This window comes from Geodermatophilus obscurus (assembly GCF_900143215.1).
GTDB classification, from domain to species: domain Bacteria; phylum Actinomycetota; class Actinomycetes; order Mycobacteriales; family Geodermatophilaceae; genus Geodermatophilus; species Geodermatophilus obscurus_A.
Window position 1 is genome coordinate 1 of record NZ_FRDM01000001.1, and the last position, 16,882, is coordinate 16,882.

Annotated in this window: 10 protein-coding genes and 3 pseudogenes; 5 read left to right on the top strand and 8 right to left on the bottom strand. The window is 71.4% G+C overall.

Going from position 1 to position 16,882, the window contains the following annotated elements:
- The 7 genes and pseudogenes from BUB17_RS00005 to BUB17_RS00035 all read right to left on the bottom strand — a co-directional run.
- Positions 1 to 240 (bottom strand): annotated as a pseudogene (locus BUB17_RS00005) (ISL3 family transposase); the annotation flags it as partial.
- Between the two features lie 690 nt (positions 241 to 930).
- Positions 931 to 3,630, bottom strand: a complete 2,700-nt coding sequence (locus BUB17_RS00010; RefSeq protein ID WP_072911376.1) for an ATP-binding protein — start codon at positions 3,628 to 3,630, stop codon at positions 931 to 933.
- Between the two features lie 277 nt (positions 3,631 to 3,907).
- Entirely contained in the window at positions 3,908 to 4,672 is a 765-nt protein-coding gene (locus tag BUB17_RS00015; protein WP_083605848.1) for an esterase/lipase family protein, read from the bottom strand.
- A 479-nt stretch (positions 4,673 to 5,151) separates the two neighbouring features.
- Positions 5,152 to 6,471 (bottom strand): amidohydrolase family protein, encoded by a 1,320-nt coding sequence (locus BUB17_RS00020; protein WP_141242834.1) that lies wholly within the window; start codon positions 6,469 to 6,471, stop codon positions 5,152 to 5,154.
- 730 nt (positions 6,472 to 7,201) lie between these two features.
- Entirely contained in the window at positions 7,202 to 7,918 is a 717-nt protein-coding gene (locus BUB17_RS27275) for a hypothetical protein (protein WP_208983266.1), read from the bottom strand.
- 164 nt (positions 7,919 to 8,082) lie between these two features.
- The gene (locus BUB17_RS27280) at positions 8,083 to 9,072 is read right to left on the bottom strand and encodes a hypothetical protein (RefSeq protein ID WP_208983267.1); all 990 of its coding nucleotides are present in this window, start codon (positions 9,070 to 9,072) and stop codon (positions 8,083 to 8,085) included.
- Positions 9,069 to 10,622 (bottom strand): alpha/beta hydrolase, encoded by a 1,554-nt coding sequence (locus tag BUB17_RS00035; protein WP_208983268.1) that lies wholly within the window; start codon positions 10,620 to 10,622, stop codon positions 9,069 to 9,071. The genes BUB17_RS27280 and BUB17_RS00035 overlap by 4 nt, the downstream gene beginning before the upstream one ends.
- 1,012 nt (positions 10,623 to 11,634) lie before the next feature.
- Between BUB17_RS00035 and BUB17_RS00045 the strand changes: the two are divergent.
- A pseudogene (locus tag BUB17_RS00045) lies at positions 11,635 to 11,787 on the top strand (IS5/IS1182 family transposase); the annotation flags it as partial.
- Between the two features lie 43 nt (positions 11,788 to 11,830).
- Here the strand turns inward: BUB17_RS00045 and BUB17_RS00050 are convergent.
- A pseudogene (locus tag BUB17_RS00050) lies at positions 11,831 to 12,092 on the bottom strand (transposase); the annotation flags it as partial.
- 475 nt (positions 12,093 to 12,567) lie between these two features.
- Between BUB17_RS00050 and BUB17_RS00055 the strand changes: the two are divergent.
- The 4 genes from BUB17_RS00055 (at position 12,568) to BUB17_RS00070 (ending at position 16,805) form a co-directional block, all read left to right on the top strand.
- Positions 12,568 to 14,058, top strand: a complete 1,491-nt coding sequence (locus BUB17_RS00055) for an MFS transporter (protein ID WP_072911391.1) — start codon at positions 12,568 to 12,570, stop codon at positions 14,056 to 14,058.
- A gap of 109 nt (positions 14,059 to 14,167) precedes the next feature.
- Positions 14,168 to 15,442: an aromatic ring-hydroxylating dioxygenase subunit alpha gene (locus tag BUB17_RS00060; RefSeq protein ID WP_072911393.1), complete on the top strand. Its 1,275-nt coding sequence runs from the start codon at positions 14,168 to 14,170 to the stop codon at positions 15,440 to 15,442.
- A 13-nt stretch (positions 15,443 to 15,455) separates the two neighbouring features.
- The gene (locus BUB17_RS00065; RefSeq protein ID WP_072911396.1) at positions 15,456 to 16,466 is read left to right on the top strand and encodes a PDR/VanB family oxidoreductase; all 1,011 of its coding nucleotides are present in this window, start codon (positions 15,456 to 15,458) and stop codon (positions 16,464 to 16,466) included.
- Positions 16,467 to 16,478: 12 nt separating this feature from the next.
- Positions 16,479 to 16,805, top strand: coding sequence for a cupin domain-containing protein (locus tag BUB17_RS00070; RefSeq protein ID WP_072911398.1), 327 nt, complete (start codon positions 16,479 to 16,481; stop codon positions 16,803 to 16,805).
- Positions 16,806 to 16,882 lie beyond the last annotated feature (77 nt).

The following is a 16,882-nucleotide window of genomic DNA, read 5'->3' on the forward strand; positions in this document are numbered from 1 at the left end:
CACGAGTACCTCCAGCGTCGTGGGGCGCCAGCCCAGCGGCTCGTGCGCCAGCCGTCGCAGGACGGTGTCGCGCGGTGTGCCCTCGCAGCCGCAGCGCCGGCACCACTGGTCGGGTTCCACGACACGGCACGCCAGCACCGCACGATCGGGCTCGAGCCGCTGCCCGAGCACCTCCAGGCCGAGCTCGTCCAGGCGGCAGAACGTGGTCAGGTCGGGGCGAGCGAAGGTAGCGTCAGGCACGTCGAGGTCTTCCGGATGGGCAGTGTGAGAACTTCCATCCTCGGGAGGCCTCGACGTCTATCCCAGGACCGACGCGCCAGCCCGATCTACACCCTCAACTGCGAAGAGCCGTGAATGTGCTGCTGGGGGCGTCGTTGCGAACGTCAGCGGATGTCTGCGAACGCGATCACGACGGCCTGGCAGTGTGGGGGTCAGGGGTTCGAGTCCCCTCAGCTCCACCCCGATGACCAGGCCGTTCTCCCGCTGGGAGAGCGGCCTGAGTCGTCTCTGGTGCCAGCGTGGTGGCCACCGGCGCAGAGACGGTGTCAGGTCAGTCCCACAGCGCACTTCCCATGCGGTCTGCCGCATCGCGGCCCAGAGCGCGCATCGCGTGGCTGTAGGTGTCCGTCGTCGTTCGCATCTGTGAGCGGGCCGAGGCGGTGCACATGTGGTGCCGCGGCACCGGAATGCTCGAGAGGTGGTCGGCCCGGTGCGGTGATCGCCCCGTGGGAGGGGCTGGTCGCGCTCGTCCCGACGCTGGCCTGCGTGGGCGGGCGTGCCCAGGCAGGACCGACTGCCACCCGGGCATGTGCAGAGCCGACCGGCGTCATGCGTCGGGACGGGCTTCGCGCGTTGGTCATGAGGCCTCTGCTCGGTGCCACGAAGGTGGCCGGACCATGGCGTTCGTTCGGAGGTGCAGTTCGTCCTGCCTCACCAGCGAGCGGTACGGCGTCCGTCGACGACGTCGACGCCGGATCCAGGCTCAGCAGTGGCCGGTGCCGACCGGATGAGGTCGTCGAGTGTCCGGTCCAGGGCTTCGAGGGCCACCCACGTCCGGCCCTCGGCCGCGGCGGCCTCGTACGCCTCGTCCCCCAGTGCGCTGCGGGCCCGCGCGAGGAGATCCTCCAGCAGGGGCGTGAAGGCAGCGGACGCAGGGTGTCCCACTCCCTCTCGCACGGCGCGCGCCGCGGCCAGCGCCCGCGCCGCCACCCCGGGTCGCCCCGCGGACAGCGACATGGCTGCCAGGCCGTCCAGCGAGTAGGCCATGCCGCTGGGCTGCCCCCCGCGACGGTTGATCCGGGCTCCCTCGATCACCGATGCTCGGGCCGCGTCCGCGTTCCCGGCCATGAGCAGCGTGAGACCCCGCAGGCTCAGCGCCCGCCCGCGGATGGCGTCATCGCCGAGCTGCTCGGCCAGCCCGACCGCGGTCGCATAGTGGGCCCCGGCAGCCGCCAGGTCGCCGCGGTAGAGGGCGACGTTCCCCGCGGTCACCTCCATGTAGGCCTGCCCCAGCCGGTTACCCACCGCCGACATCCGGGCGGCCGCCTCCGCCACCACGGGCCCGGCCGTGCGGGGGTCCTCGGACACCGCGAGGAAGGCGTCCGTCACCGCCGCCAGGGCGTGGTCGAAGCGGTGATCCGGGTCGTCGGGCAGCAGCCGCCGGCCCTCACCGGTCATCGACCGGGCCAGCGCGAAGTCCCCGAAGACCGTCGCGGCCAGGGCCCGGACGGTCAGCAGCCGCCCGCGCACCGCCAGGTCGGAGGAACCGGCGCGTGACAGTGCCTGGTCCAGCCAGGCCACGGCCTCGGCCTCGGCGTCGCGCTGGACGAGGTAGATGAAGGCGTTGCGGACGAGCAGGGACACGGTCGCCGTGTCCCCGGCGTCCAGCGTCCGCTGCACCGCGGCACGCAGATCGGGCCGGTCGCGATCCAGGCCCTCCACCGCCTGCCGGTGCTCCTGCCCGCCCCGGGTGGAGAGCAGGGCCGCGGTCGTCGTGCACATCCACTGCGTGTGCCGGCGCTCGACGTCCACCCGGTCGGGGGCGCCGGCCAGCAGCTCTCGTGCGTAGACCCGCACCGTCTCGAGCATGGAGAAGCGCGGCTCGCGTGGTTCCTCGTCCGAGGCCACCACGAGGCTGGCGTCGACCAGGGCGGCCAGGGTGTCCAGCACCTCCGGCTCCTCCGCCCGGCCGCACACGGTCTCTGCGGCCTCCAGGCTCCAACTGCCGGCGAACACGGCCAGCCGGGCGAACAGCGCCTGCTCGTGCGGCTCGAGCAGGCCGTAGCTCCAGTCCATGGTGGCCCGGAGGGTGCGTTGTCGTTCCGGCAGGTCCACCGGTCCACCGCCGATGAGGTCCAGTCGCTCGAACAGGCGGGCCAGCAGGGTCTCGGGTGGCAACAGCCGGATCCTCGCCGCGGCCAGCTCGACCGCCAACGGCAGCCCGTCGAGGCGGCGGCAGATCTCGGCCACCACGGCCAGGTCGTCCGGGCCGAGCCCGAAGCCGGGGCGCACGGCAGTCGCCCGCTCGGTGAAGAGCCGGATGGCCGCCGGCTCGGTCAGCGGCCTGACCGGATGGTGTCGTTCCGACCGGAGCCGCAGCAGCTGACGGCTGGTCACCAGGGCCACGACCGCCTGCACCCGGTCGAGCAGGTCGGCCAGGTCGCCCGCCGCGTCGACGACCTGCTCGACGTTGTCCAGCACCAGCAGCGTGCGCTGGTCACCGACGGCCGTCCGGACCCCGTCGACGAGGCTCACACCGGTCTCGCGCCGGACGCCGACGGCATCGGCCACGGCGCCCATCACCAGAGCCGGGTCGACTACCGCTGACAGCGGTACGAAGACCACGCCACCGGGGAACTCGCTGACCACGGCGCCCGCCGCCTCGAGGGCCAGCCTCGTCTTCCCGATCCCACCGGGGCCGGTCAGGGTGACCAGCCGTGTGCGCTGGTCGGCCAGGAGCCGGACGAGCGCCGCGACGTCCTCCTCCCTGCCCACGATCGAGGTCGCCGGGGTCGGCAGTCGGTAACCCCGGACCAGCGTCCTCAGCGGCGGGAAGTCCGTGCGCAGTCCCGCGATGTCGAGCCGGAACAGGCGCAGGGGATGCGGGAAGTCCTTCAGCCGGTGCTCACCCAGGTCGTGCAGCGAGACCCCGGGCACCGCGCGGTCCCTGACCAACTCCGCCGTCGTCTCCGACAGGAGCACCTGGCCGCCATGCGCGGCGGCCGCGATACGGGCCGCCCGGTGGACGGCGAGACCGATGTATCCCGCTGTGGCCTCCATGGCCTCACCGGTGTCCAGACCCATCCGAACCAGCACCCGGCGCCCCTCCGGCCAGGGGTGAGAGGTCAACGACCGCTGTGCGTCCGCGGCGGCCGTCACCGCCTCCACCGCACCCGGGAAGACCACGAAGAAGGAGTCCCCCTGGGTGTCGACCTCCCGGCCACCGTGGGCGGCGATGGCCGCGCGGATCAGCGAACGATGGCCCTCCAGGAGCTCGGCGTAGCCGTCTCCGGCCTCCTGCAGCAGACGGGTGGAGCCCTCGATGTCGCTGAACAGGAACGTGACCAGGCCGGTGGGAGCCAGGCCGGCCTCGATCCGGGCGGCCTCGGCGGTGCTGCGCTGCTGGGACACGACGTGCTCCCGGAGGTGGTTCTGCGGGCCCGCCGGTCAGGCGACCATGGCCCCGGAGGATAGGAACCCGGCCGGACGCTTGGCCAGAGGCGGTGTGCAGGGCGTCCCGGGGCTGGACCGAGGCGGACGTCGCGGCCTCTGACCTGCGCAGGCAGCACCACCGCGAACGACGGCGGATGCCCCGGATGTGACGGGGAGACGTGTCGGCATCAGGTCGACCGGCTGCGGTGTCCCGGGCGGCCCATCTGGCGACGACCTCGAGGTGGGTCTGCCCGTGTCATCGACGGCGGGGGAAGAGCAGGTTCAGTCCGGGCGGAGGGCGGAACGGTGTCCAAGCGCCCTCGGCCATCCCCAGCCGGTCGGCCAGCAGCCACAGCACCGCGGGATTGCAGGCCAGGCCGAGGTGGCTGCCGCGTACCTCCACGTTCTCCCGCCGAGCGCGGACCTCGTACCGGCACGACGGCCAGTGCACGATGCCGTCGGCCCGCGTGTAGACCGACGTCGCGGGCACGCGCAGCGAGCCGCGCTCGGCCCAGGGCCGGGGCAGCGCTGCCGCCCCGCGGAGCAGGCGGGCGCCGCCGTCGACGATGCCCGAGGCCGTGCGGACCCAGGGCGCCGATCGCACCACCGGCGTGCCGAGGGTGACCAGTCCGCGGACGCTGCCCGGCGCGGCTCTGGCCAGCTCCTGCGCGTAGAGACCGCCGAGACTCCAGCCGACCAGGCTGACCCGCCGCCCCGAGGTGCGGTGCAACCGCTCGAGTCGTGCGCGCAACGTGTTCACGACGCGGCCCGTCGGGCCACGGTTGGTGCCCAGGCTCCAGCCGGACACGTCGTGGCCCAGGGCGCGCAGCGCGGTCCGCAGCACCATAGTGGCGGGGTCGCCGGTCATCAGCCCCGGCAGCACCAGCACCGGGTGGCCGTCGCCGCGGCGGGCGGCCGCGAGCAACGGCCAGGCAGCCGCCAGGGCGGCGACGTCCAGGCCCGCCCGCGGCGGCTCGGTGAGCAGCAGGGCGCGTGAGGGGTGGCGCTTGACGGCAGGCACCCGGACAGCATCCATGGCGCGGAACGTGCCAACCCCGGTAGGCCCGACACACCCTCCCCGGCATGACCGGGATCCTGGAGAGGCGAGCTGTCCATCCGGGCCCCTCGCCCTCCTGGCGGCGAGGAGTCCCGGTGTCGGCCCACGGCGACGAGGTGCAGCGCGTGCGGTCGTCAGTGAAGGCTTGGCTATGGATGACCACGACTGAGGGTTCACTTGCAGCCGGCCGGTCCGAATCGCTCATCGAGCCTTCATGGCGGCTTTGGATCGTTCGCAAGATGCTGGAGATAGCAGGAACGGCTCGGTGGGACCTACGCCGCGGAGGTAGCTCTGCCCGAGTGGGCACTCCGGTCCGATCCCATGGCCGACATCATCCGACTGTATTGCGTTCGTCGCACTGGCACGGCAGCAGCTCGTTTCGTCGACGCCTGACCGCAGCACGGCTCACGCCCGCTGCTGATCTTCCAAGATGCCTGTCCAGCCTAGATGGAGTCGAGCCGTTCATCCAATTCCGCGTATCGGGTAACCGAGGGCTCGTCGATTATGTGGCCTCGCGCAATCACCATTCGCGGATTCGTGAGAGCCCGGAACCCGTCGATCGGGTTGGCGTCGAGGACGACCATGTCTGCGTCCTTTCCCGTCTCGATCGAACCCGTGATGTCGTCCAGACCGAGAATTCTCGCGTTGGTTCGAGTGGCGGCGTTCAACGCTTGGGCCGGAGTGAACCCGCCATAACGGACGAGGAGGTCCATCTCCCGCCACGCATCATAGTGTGTCACGTAAGTGAGTGCCGAGTCGGTGCCCATGCCGACCGCGATCCCGTGCCGCCGAGCGTCCTCGATTCCCCGCACCATCTCTTCCAAGATCATTGCCGCGTTGGCTCTGACGACGTCACTGGCGCCCGTGATCGACTGGTCGAACTTCAGGAGCGGCAGACATACCAGGATTGTCGGGATGAGCGCCGAGGAACCGCTCAGTGAGCGCGGATTGTCGAGGAACAAGTCGATCACCTCTGGATCCATCGCCGCACCGTGTTCGATCGTGTCGGCTCCCGCACGGAGCGCTGCGCGAATACCGGCCGTGCTCTGCGCGTGAGCGGCTACGCGGATGCCGGCGTTGTGGGCCTCCTCACAGATCCCCGACATCTCCTCCTCGGTCATCTCCGGGCGTCCGGCGTAACCGATGGCGCGAGCGTCCGTGACGCCCGCGGTAGCCGAGATCTTGATCGCCTTGACTCCTCGTTGCACGTGCGTACGGGCATTTCGGCGAGCTTCCCACGGAGAATCGCTGGTGAGAGCGATCTGCGGCGCTCCGTGTCCTCCGGTGATTGCGAGCAGCGGTCCCGAGCCGAGTACCCGTGGGCCGAGGTATTCGCCTCGCTCGATCTCGTCCGCGACCTCGACGACCTCGTAGGCTACGTCTCCGACGCTGCGGATCGTGGTGACTCCTGAATGGAGCTGGGTCAGCACGTTGGCCTTCGTGCGCTTCTTGAACAATCGTCGTCCGAGAGGACCGCGTCCGAGCTTCGCGACGATTCCCGCCGTGGATTCCTTGAGGAGGATCTTCGGCAGCGGCAGGCCGTTGGAGAACAGGTGAGCGTGCGCGTTGATCAAGCCAGGGACGACGAAGCGCCCAGTCGAGTCCAGGATCTTACAGCCAACCGGGGCAACGGTATCCGCGGACGGCCCGACTTGTAGGATCTTCCCGTTCGCTCCCACGACAACGGTTCTACCGGGCAGCACGGTGCCGGCTGGATCACCGGCCACGATCGTGACGTCGGACAAGGCAAACGGTTCCGGCACGATCGAGCTCCTTGCCTCGGCGTCGTGCAATAGACGGTATCGGGGAGGGCAGTCGCCGGGGAGGGATCACTCAACGGTCGATGAGCCTTCGGGCGCCAGGCGAGCGATCTCCGTCCACGGCCGGGGGTGCCACCTCCACCCGCTCTTCCGTCATCGGCCAGCTGCACTGTCCACATGTGCACTTCGGATGCCCTCCTGCTGGGTCGCCGCTGCTCGGCAACCGGTCCTGCACCTCGTCGGTGCAGACCTTGGGCGGCAACCGCCACCGGGTCCGTCATCGCTGTGAGCCCGCGGAACCACATAGGACGGAATCGACACCGGGACGAACAGCGCAGCCGCTGTCGAATCTGATCGAGCAACCGCAATTCCGCCGCCGGCGCCCTCGAGCAGCCCGGGCGGGACAGGACCCCGGTGGTGACGGCCACTACGTCATCCGCCGTGCTGTTCCTCAGTGGGCCAGCGGCGCGCACTCCGCCTGACGGGCCGCCGCCGACCCGGGGCAGCCGCGAGGGCGGGCTCGTCGCTGAGGTCGATGACCGACGTGAGCGCGACGGAGACCCCGGACGCGCCGGCGATCCCGACGGTCCAGCCGCTCAGGACGGCGCCGGCCGACTGCCGGGGGCGGGGGGTGAACAGCAGGAGGATCGCCACGATGACGCCGGATGGGGGCAGGGCGATCGCACGTGCGTGAGGCGTGACCTCGCGGAGCACCGTGGTCATCGGCCGGCCCTCACGACGGATCCGGGCTCGCGGGAGTGGTGCGCTTCCGTCGTCCCGTGCTGCCCACCAGTTCGTGCAGGTTGAGCGCGAGCAGCACGAGCCCGGTGACGGCGAGCAGCACGGCGAGCGCGGCCTGCCAGTTGCTCAGCAGGGCCAGGACGAGACCCGCCGCGGCCCCGATCCCCACGGCCGCCGCGGCGAGCACGATGAGGAACAGCCGGATCCTGCCCCGTGCCGCGGCCTCCACCGCGGCGACGACGGCGAGGAAGGAGGCGAACGCCGACAGCGTCGCGAGGCTCGGGTGGGTGAGCAGCACGCCGATGCCGAGGATGAGCACCGGTGTGCTCAGCGCCGCCCACCACCGCAGGAAGGTGGTGTGCTGCCGGACCGTGCCGGGCACCGAGACCGAGCGCAGGTGCGCGTCCGGCGGTCCCGGGTCCGGTGGGCGGGCGAGGATCGCGGCGTGGACGGCGCGCTCCTCGAGCAGCCGGGTCCGCTCGACCGTCATCGCGGTCAGCCCCACCTCCCTGGTGCCGAGTTCGACCACGCGTTCCTGCTGGAGGCGGCGGGTGTCGACGCTCGTGCCGAGCGAGCGGGCCTGGGCGCGCAACCCTCGCAGCGCCGACCGTTCCGCAGCGATCGCCTCATCGAGGACGGAGAGGCGATCGGCGACCTCCTCGAGCCGGGCCCGCAGCGCCGCGTGCTCCTCGGCCGCCGTGGGGGCCACCGTGGTCAGTCCGGCCCAGCCGAGCGGGTCGGCCCAGGCGCGGCGGACCTCGCCGGAGCGCTCGTACCTGGGTCCGGCCGGCGCCCGCTCGCCGCCGAACGCGTCCCGGGTGTCCAGTCCCCAGAGGCCGCGGAACCCGGTGACCCAGGGTGTTCCGTCGTCGATCAGCTCCGGCCGCCACGTGCGGGTGTGCCCGGGCCGACGGCGACCCCGTCGCCCCGGGCGTAGTCGACGAATGGGATCGCGAACCCCTTCGACGTCGACGGTCCGCGCCGGAGCCAGCGCCGGGCTGCGTCACGGGCGCGTCGCAGCGCCGGGACCTCGACGGAGATGACGTAGTCACCGGGGACGAACGCACCCGAGTGGGATCCGGCGCCGGGGAAGACGACGGGGTGGTCGCCCTCGCGGCGCAACCCGGGGTCGTCCCAGCGCCGCCGCAGCACCGCGCCGTGGTGGTCGTGCGAGGAGGCCGCCACCCACGCCGGGGACACCTGGCCACCGGTTCCGGCCAGGTAGACGGCGACCATCTCCCAGTCGGCCTCGTGGTCGTTGACGCCGTGGAAGGTCGAGCGCCAGTCGTTGAAGGCGTAGAAGAACCAGTACTGGCAGATGGTGTAGCCGCCGTCGGTGACGACGCGGCCGTAGTAGGGGCAGCCGTCGGGCGCCGCGGACGCGGAAGTGAGCCGCTCGGCGGCGGCCACGAGCCCGCGCGGCACCCGCCCGCGGACCAGCAGCGACAGCCGCAGTACGACGTCGACGAGCCGGGCGAGCACGCCCACGGCGGCCAGCCGAGCGGTACCCCGTAGCCGGGGCCGGGCCTGCCGCCGCCACGCCCGCACCTCTGCCCGCATCAGCGGGTGCTGGACGTAGCGCAGGTACAGCGGTCGGTCGCGGAGCTGTTCGCCGAGCTCGCCGAGCCGGTCGAGGGCGAGCTCGCCGGCGGGGACGAGCGGGGCGGTGCCGCGATCCGGTCCGCCCGCCCGGAGGCTGCACTGGGCCACGTACGGAGCGACCGCCGTGGGCAGGAACAGTTCACCTTCGGTGAACCACAGCACCGGCTCGTAGGTGCGCAGCAGCGTCCGGTGGTCGACCGCGGGACTCGGGGCAGGACCGGCCGTGTGGGCCGACGGGAGCGCGGTCACCGACGTCGTCACCGGAGCAGGGCCCGCAGCCGCTCGGCCTTCTCGGGCGTCCAGTCCGCGGGGCGGAGCAACAGCGCCCAGGCGTCGACCGACTCGCGGGTGTAGCGGTGCCCGTGGCCTTCGGGGACGTCGGTGGAGAACGGCATGTCCAGGGTGACCTGCCAGAACGTGACCAGGGGGATCCAGGTCATCTCGGGCAGGACGTCGCGCCCGGGGTCCTCGGCCAGCCAGTCGGGCCGGCCGAACAGCAGCGACGGGCTCCACCAGGTGACCGGGTCCGACGGGTGCTGCAGGATCAGCACGCGGGTGCCGGTCCACGGCTCGCCGGCCGGCGGGGCGCCGCCGCTGATCTCGTTGCTGAACCGCACCGTGCGCCCATCCCGGTACACCGGCTCGATCTCGCGGCTGCCGGCGTCGCGCCCGTCGCGGAACTCGGTGTGCAGGGCGTTGAAGTTCGGGGGGCCGACGAACAGCGCCCCGGTCACCCGGTTGCGCAGGTCGAATTCTCCGCTGAAGGCCGCCTCCGCGCCGAAGGAGCCCAGGCTCTCCCCGAAGACGTACAGCTCCGGGCGGTCATCGGGGGGCAACGCCGCCCACCGCTCGTACACGGCGTCGAACAGCTCCCGCCCGGCGGCCCGCGCCCGGTCCTGGTCGATGAGGTAGGACAGCCCCGAGGGGACGTAGGAGTACTGCATCGCGACGACCGCCGAGTCGCCGGCGGCGATGTACTCGAACGCCGACAACGAGCCGGCGTCCAGCCAGCCGCGGCCGGTGGTGGTGGCGACCATCAGCCGGGCCCGGTCGAAGCCGCCGGCCTGCTCCAGGTCCTCGACGGCGGCCTGCGCCCGAGCCCCGACGTCGTCGGTGGTCGCGACGCCGCCGTAGATCCGGATCGGCTCGGGCGCCTCCGTGCCGGTGAACGCGCCGATCTCGGCAGCCGACGGGCCGCCGGCGACGAAGGTGCGGCCCTCCCGGCCCAGGCCGTCCCAGCCGATCAGCGACCCCGGCCCGCCCGAGCGCAGCCGGCTGGTCGGGCGCTCGACACCGTCGGGGGTCTCCTGGTCCTCCAGCGCGAACGCCCGATCGGCAGCAGCGAGCAACCCGTCGACCGCCACCCCGCTGACCAGCACGATCGCGAGGACGGCCACGGCGAGCCCGCCGAGGGCCCGGGCGGCGGACGGGCCGATCCACCGGGACAGCAGCCGGGTGATCACCCGCGCCGCGCCACGAACCAGGCGGCACACGGCGAGGATCACGGCGAACACGACCAGGGCGACGACCGGGGCGAGCAGCGCCCGCCCCAGCGGCTCGGCCGGCATCCCCATCAGCTCGCGCAGCGTTCCCTGCCACCGCCGGCCGAGGACGAAGAACACCGTGCCGATCACCACCACGGCGACGGCGAACACCCGCCACGACCACCGGCGCGGCGGGCGGGGGCCGCGGTCGGCCAGCGCCCGCCACACCGCGGCGGCCAGCACACCCAGCCCGTAGCCCATCGCGGCGCTGATCCCGCTGACCACACCCTGGGCAACGCCACTGCGCGGCAACAGCGACGGGGTCAAGGACGCGCACACCAGCAGCAGCGCCCCCCAGCTCCCGGGCAGCGACAGGCTCCACCACCGCGGCGCCGGCCGACCGGTCCTCCCCGGCCCCCGGTCGCCCCGGGGCGGGGGCGACTCGACGGGCCGGCTGTCCGGATCAACGGCGGATGGCCCGGTCATGGCCGGCGACCCGGCCGGATGCGCGCCGGTCACGTCCTCGCCTCCCACAGCGGCCTTCCGCGCCGGGAGACGGTGGCGGCGTCGAGCGCGGTGATCAGCTGCTGCTGGGACAGCTCGCCGAGAGTGCTCACGGCGTTCTCGGCACCGTCGGGGGTGTCGATGCGCCTGGTGCCACCGTGGTGGCCAGCCAGACCAACGTCGTACCGAAAGGGCCTGAACGTGTCGGAGCGACGAGTAGGGGATGGGAGCCGACTGGCTGCCCGATCGCCGGCCTGACGGATATCTCGCAGGCAGGCACCGCCGGCGTCACGGACAACCCGATCACCCCGGCGTCCGAGGCCTTGCTCCAGCGCGGTGATGTGGCCATTGGGCATCGTGCTCCTCGACCTGATGCCGTCCATCCCCGACCGCCCTCGCGGCATGTTGGACCTCATGGAGCCCCGCATCATTGTGGCTCACGTTGTGCTGCGGGCGGTGCGCCAGTTGTCGTCGCCGGAAGATGTGCAGGTCGCCGTGGACAGGATCCTGCCCAAGCTGGCACACCTGCCAGCGCAAGCCGAGTTCGGGCAGCTTCTGGGACACCAAGAGGGCGCCGGGCACGGGCTGGCGAGCGAGGAAGCGGCCAAGGCCTACGAGCAGGCACTGGCGCAGGCCGTGGAGGAAGCCCCAGCTGAGGAGTTGGCCGCAGAGAGGGATCTGCTGCGGCTCCTCCTCGCGGTTGAACGGACGACTGGCCGATCACCGCTGCGACCGGAGCAGGTGACCCCGGAGCTCACCGTGGCTGTACTGATGAGCGCAGTCGGGGAATCGAGAAGCCAGTCCGAGGGCAGCCGGGCTGTCGAACGGAGCCCACGGCTGGCACCGCTGGGTCGTCGAACGCACGATCCGCTAGCTGCTGTCCTACAACCGCCTGGCCCTGCGCTACGACCGCACCGCCACGACCATCACCGCGCTGGCCCGGCTCGCCATCACTCTCGTCTGCGCCCGCCGGCTCCAGACCAACTGATGCAATGTCTTCTCAGCCTCAGAACTTGTTTCATGACGCCAGTTAGCTGTCGATAGCAGATCAGGGCGCAGGCCAGCTGAAGTAGCCCGAGGTGGATGTCGGCGCGGCGCTCGTAGTGGATGCGTGGTCGCTTGGAGGCGTGCAGCCAGGCGAAGCCTCGTTCGACGACCCAGCGCTGCCAGCCCAGGCCGGAGCCGTGGGCGACGCCGCGGCGGGCGATGCGCGGGGTGATGCCGCGAGCCCGCCAGCTGTCGGCGGTAGGTGTCGTAGCCGCGATCGGCGAACAACTTCCGCGGCCGCCGGCGGGACGGCCGCGGCTCGGTCGCGGGGATGTCCCGATGGTGGAAGCCGCCTACCATGCTCTGATTCGCCGCGCGGATGCGGGCGACGCCTGCCACGCTTGGTTCCTCGTCAGGAGCCTGGATGTCCACTGGGAGCGCGGAGTGGGAACTCCGGTCAGCGCGTCGCGATACCGCACGACGGTGCTCGGCAGGGTCGTGAGGGCGGGGTCGGGTCCCCGCCGTCCTGCAGCGGCACCGGACCTGCCGCGGCCGGGCGCATCTCCACACCTCCAGCACCCGACGTCGCGACCGGCCGACGGTCGGACGGTCCGACGTCACTCGTATCGCCGGCTCCGGACCGCTCATCGTCCGGGAGCCAGGGGGGCGGAGACCCCGCGCACCACAGACTTCCCCGGCGGCGGAGGGTGGCACGGCGTTCTCGTCCGACCGTGGTCACCGCCAAGCCGGCGTCTTCACGGCAGCTCGTTCGGGAGGGGTCATGACAACAGGCCGCTATGAGGAGGACACCGCGCAGAACGAGCAGCTCCTGGAGACGCACCAGGAAGGGCACCCGCTGATGCCGTACAAGGCACTGTGGGCGATCCTGCTGCTCGGCTGGGTGGTCAGCTACGCGGACCGGACGCTCACCGGACCGGTGATCGCGTGGATGATCCAGAACCAGACGGGGTTCATCGGTGACGCGTCCAACCCGGCGACGGTAGGCGGTCTGGTCGGCTCCATGTTCTTCCTGGGCTACATGCTCACCCAGTACCCGGGCGGGCGGCTCGGCGACCAGTACGGCCACCGCGAGATGATCATCGTCTCGCTACTCGCGGCGGGGGTGCTGACGATCGTCTCCGGCCTGGTCACGGGGCTCGTGGCGTTCGTCGCCGCTCGCGTGCTCACCGGTCTCGGCGAGGGCGTCTTCTACTCCAACGACCGCACCCTGATCATCAATCACACGCCGGTGGCCAAGCGGACGCTCGGGCTCGGTGTGGTCATCGTCGGTCTGTCGGTCGGCCTGACCCTCGGCATCGTCCTGACGCCGCTCCTGATCAATTGGGGGGCGAACCTCGGCATGGGCGACGGGGCCTGGCGGCTGCCCTTCTTCGTCTTCGCCGGGTTCACCTTCCTGGTCGTCATCGCGGCCTTCAGCTTCTTCCGGTCGACGATGGGCGCGATGCGGTTGGGGCCGCCGTTCCTGCGGTTGGTGCTGTTCTCGCTGCCGACCTTCGTCGTCATCGTGGCGCTGTTCCTGCTGGCCGACACGCTCGAGTGGCCGGAGTGGCTGACCGCGTCGATCGCCTCGCTCATCGCGCTGGTCTACATCGCGGTGATCGTGCGCAGCGTCAAACAGTCCGGCCGTGGCGCGGCCCTACTGAACCGCAACATGTGGCTGATCTACATCGCCTACATCGCGATCCTGTGGAACCTGTGGTTCTTCAGCTTCTGGTCGGTCCAGATCGTGCGCGAGGCGGCGTCCAGCAGCCTCATGGCGGCCGCGCTGACCGCGGCCTTCAACGCCGGTGCCGGTATTCTCGGCTTTCCTGTCGGCGGGTGGCTGGCCGACCGCGCGATCCGGAGCGGCCGCGGTCGCAAGCCGCTGGCGCTGATCTGCACCGCCGTCTACTCCGTCCTGGTGCTGGTCTTCGGCTTCAGCATCTCCGGTGGCCGGGAGCCGTCGTTGGCCCTCCTCGGCTTGCTGCTGTTCAGCTCCGGGGTCTTCTTCAACGCCCTGCAGCCCATCGTCCAGGGCATAACCGGCGACCTCGTGCCGGCCAGCGAGCGCGGCTCGGCGTTCGGGATGCTCAACCTGGTCTCCGAGATCGGTGCGGTCCTGAGCCCGGTCGTGAGTGGGATCCTGCGGGACGCGACCGGAAGCTGGGCCGCAGGCGTGTACGTCGCCGCCGGGATCATGATCGTGTCCTTCTTCCTCTACGCGATGGTCCGGGAGGCCCCGGCCCACCACGAGGACCCGATACCCGCCTGATCCGGCGCGTTCCGGCAGCCGACGCGCGGCTGCCCGCACCGTCGCCTGTCCTGTCCGCAACCGCACATCCGGCGTCCCACTCCGGTGGCACCGCCCTGAGGAGAAGAAGATGTCAGCACCGATCCAGGCCCCCGGCACGCCGTCGGGCCACGCCGCCTTCCGCCACTTCCCGCTCAACGCCTGGTACGCCGCCGCGTGGGACCACGAGGTGGGGCGCAATCTGCTGCCGAAGACGATCGCGGGCAAGCCGATCGTCTTCTACCGCACCACCAAAGGCCGCGCGGTGGCGCTGGCCGACGCCTGCTGGCACCGGCTCGCACCGCTTTCGATGGGCAAGCTGCGCGGTGAGGACGAGATCATGTGCGGATACCACGGCATCTGTTACGACGCCGACGGCCGGGCCACCTACATGCCGGCGCAGGAGACGATCAACCCGAGCGCGACGGTGCACTCCTATCCGGTGGTGGAGCGGCACCGCTACGTCTGGGTGTGGACCGGCGACCCGGCCCTGGCCGACCCGGACATGATCCCCGACCTGTACATGAACGACGACCCGAACTGGGCCGGCGACGGCAAGACCATTCACGTCAACTGCAGCTACCAGCTGATCGTCGACAACCTGATGGACCTCACGCACGAGCAGTTCGTGCATGGGTCGAGCATCGGGCACGACGCACTGTCGGAGTCGGACTTCGAGGTCACCCACGCCGGCAACACCGTCACGGTGACCAAGTGGATGCTGGGCATCGACCCGCCGCCGTTCTGGAAGCGCAACCTGCAGGACCGCTACCCCGACTACGAGGGGCCCGTGGATCGGTGGCAGATCATCCGGTACACGGCACCGTCGACCGTGGCGATCGACGTCGGCGTCGCCAAGGCAGGCACCGGGGCGCCCGAGGGCGACCGCAGCCAGGGCGTCACCGGCACGGTGATCAACACGATGACGCCGGAGACCGACAACACCTGTTTCTATCTCTGGGCCTTCGCGCGCGACTGGTGCCTGGACAAGCAGGTGATCACCACCCGGCTGCGTGAGGGCGTCTCGAACGTCTTCTTCGAGGACGAGGTGATGCTCGAAGCACAGCAGCGTGGTATCGAGGCCAACCCGGGCTACGACTTCTACAACCTCAACATCGATGCCGGCAGCATGTGGACCCGGCGCATCGTGCAGCGGCTGATCGACCGGGAGCTGGGCACCGAGGTCGAGGAGACCGGTGAGGCGGCGGGCAACGCCGCCAGGGAAATGAGCACCCTGACCGGCGCGGCCAACGCCGAGGAGCAGCAGAACGCCAACGGTGGCACCGGCCAGGGCGCCGAGGCAGCCGAGGCCGTTGCCCGCCACCGCGAACAGCCGACCGCCGGCCTCATGGGCCGCGGCTTCTGACGCGGGGCCGACGATGGGAGCCACGACCCACAAGCGGTGGGGCAAAGCCCGGGTGCTCGACGTCTGCGAGGTCGCCCAGCACGTGCGGCAGGTGGTGCTCGAGCCCGAGCGGCTCGAGGCGCCCGCACCGCCGGGAAGCCACATCGACATCGGGGTGTACGTCAACGGCCGAGCCGACGTCCGGTCCTACTCCGTCGTCGGCATGGGCGCCTACGGGTCCGAGCTCATCCTCGGCGTACAGCTGGCCCGGCAGAGCCGGGGCGGGTCGGCGTACATGCACGCGCTGCGCCGCGGGCAGGTCGTGCAGATCACCCAGCCGCTGCAGAACTTCCCGCTCAACTACGGCAAGCCCGGGTACGTGCTGGCCGCCGGCGGGATCGGCATCACCGCACTGGTCGCGATGGGCAAGGCGCTCAAGGCCCGCGGTGCGAACTACCGCTTCGTCTACGGCGCCCGCTCGCGGAGCCTGATGGCGTTCGTCGACGAGCTGGCCGCCGAGCACGGGAACCGCATGGACCTGAGGATCGACGACGAGGGCGCCTCGCTCGACGTCGCGGAACTGGTCGACAGCGTCCCCGAGGGGGGCGAGCTGTACGTCTGCGGCCCCACCCCGATGCTCGACGCGATCAAGGCGGCCTGGGCGAAAGCCGGCCGCCGGCCGGCCGACCTGCGGTTCGAGACCTTCGGCAGCAGTGGCCGCTTCGCCCCCGAGGCCTTCGCGGTGCGCATCCCCCGGCTCGGGCTGGAGACGCTCGTGCCGCACGACGTGTCGATGCTCGAAGCGCTCGAGGCCTGCGGTGCGGACATGATGTACGACTGCCGTCGCGGGGAGTGCGGCCTCTGTCAGGTCAAGGTGCTCGGCCTCGAGGGCGTGATCGACCACCGCGACGTCTTCCTCAGCGACGCCCAGCACGAGGCCGGCGACCGCCTGCAGTCCTGCGTCTCCCGGGTGGTGAGCCCCCGCACCGGCGGGCTGGCCGGCGCGGACGGGCAGCAGGCCGCGATCACCATCGACGTTCCCTGATCAGGAGGCGACATGAGCAGCTACCAGGCGTTCGAACTCGACGAGCTGCAGGCGGACCGGTCACGGTCCTACGCGGAGTTCCTGCGCCGGCCCGGGATCTCGATGGGCATCTACCACCTCCCGGTCGGCGGGCAGGACCCGCAGCACCCGCACTCCGCCGACGAGGTCTACGTCGTGCTGGCCGGACGCGGCACGCTGGAGGTGGAGGGCGAGCGGATCGACGTGCAGCGGGGGAGCGTCGTCTCGGTTGACGTCGGCGCCGACCACCGCTTCGTCGACGTCACCGAGGATCTCTCCGTCCTCGTCGTCTTCGCCCCGCCGGACACCCCGGAGGGCTGAGCGTTCGCCCGGCGGGCGACCCACCGAGCAACGGCCGGGACGCGGTCGGACCAGCGACCCACTGCAGAGGGAGCCAG

What these genes read in the sequence shown, in the direction of transcription:
- BUB17_RS00060 (WP_072911393.1), top strand. Translation starts at nt 14,168, where the DNA reads ATGTCAGCACCGATCCAGGCCCCCGGCACGCCGTCGGGCCACGCCGCC.
- BUB17_RS00065 (WP_072911396.1), top strand. Translation starts at nt 15,456, where the DNA reads ATGGGAGCCACGACCCACAAGCGGTGGGGCAAAGCCCGGGTGCTCGAC.
- BUB17_RS00055 (WP_072911391.1), top strand. Translation starts at nt 12,568, where the DNA reads ATGACAACAGGCCGCTATGAGGAGGACACCGCGCAGAACGAGCAGCTC.
- BUB17_RS00070 (WP_072911398.1), top strand. Translation starts at nt 16,479, where the DNA reads ATGAGCAGCTACCAGGCGTTCGAACTCGACGAGCTGCAGGCGGACCGG.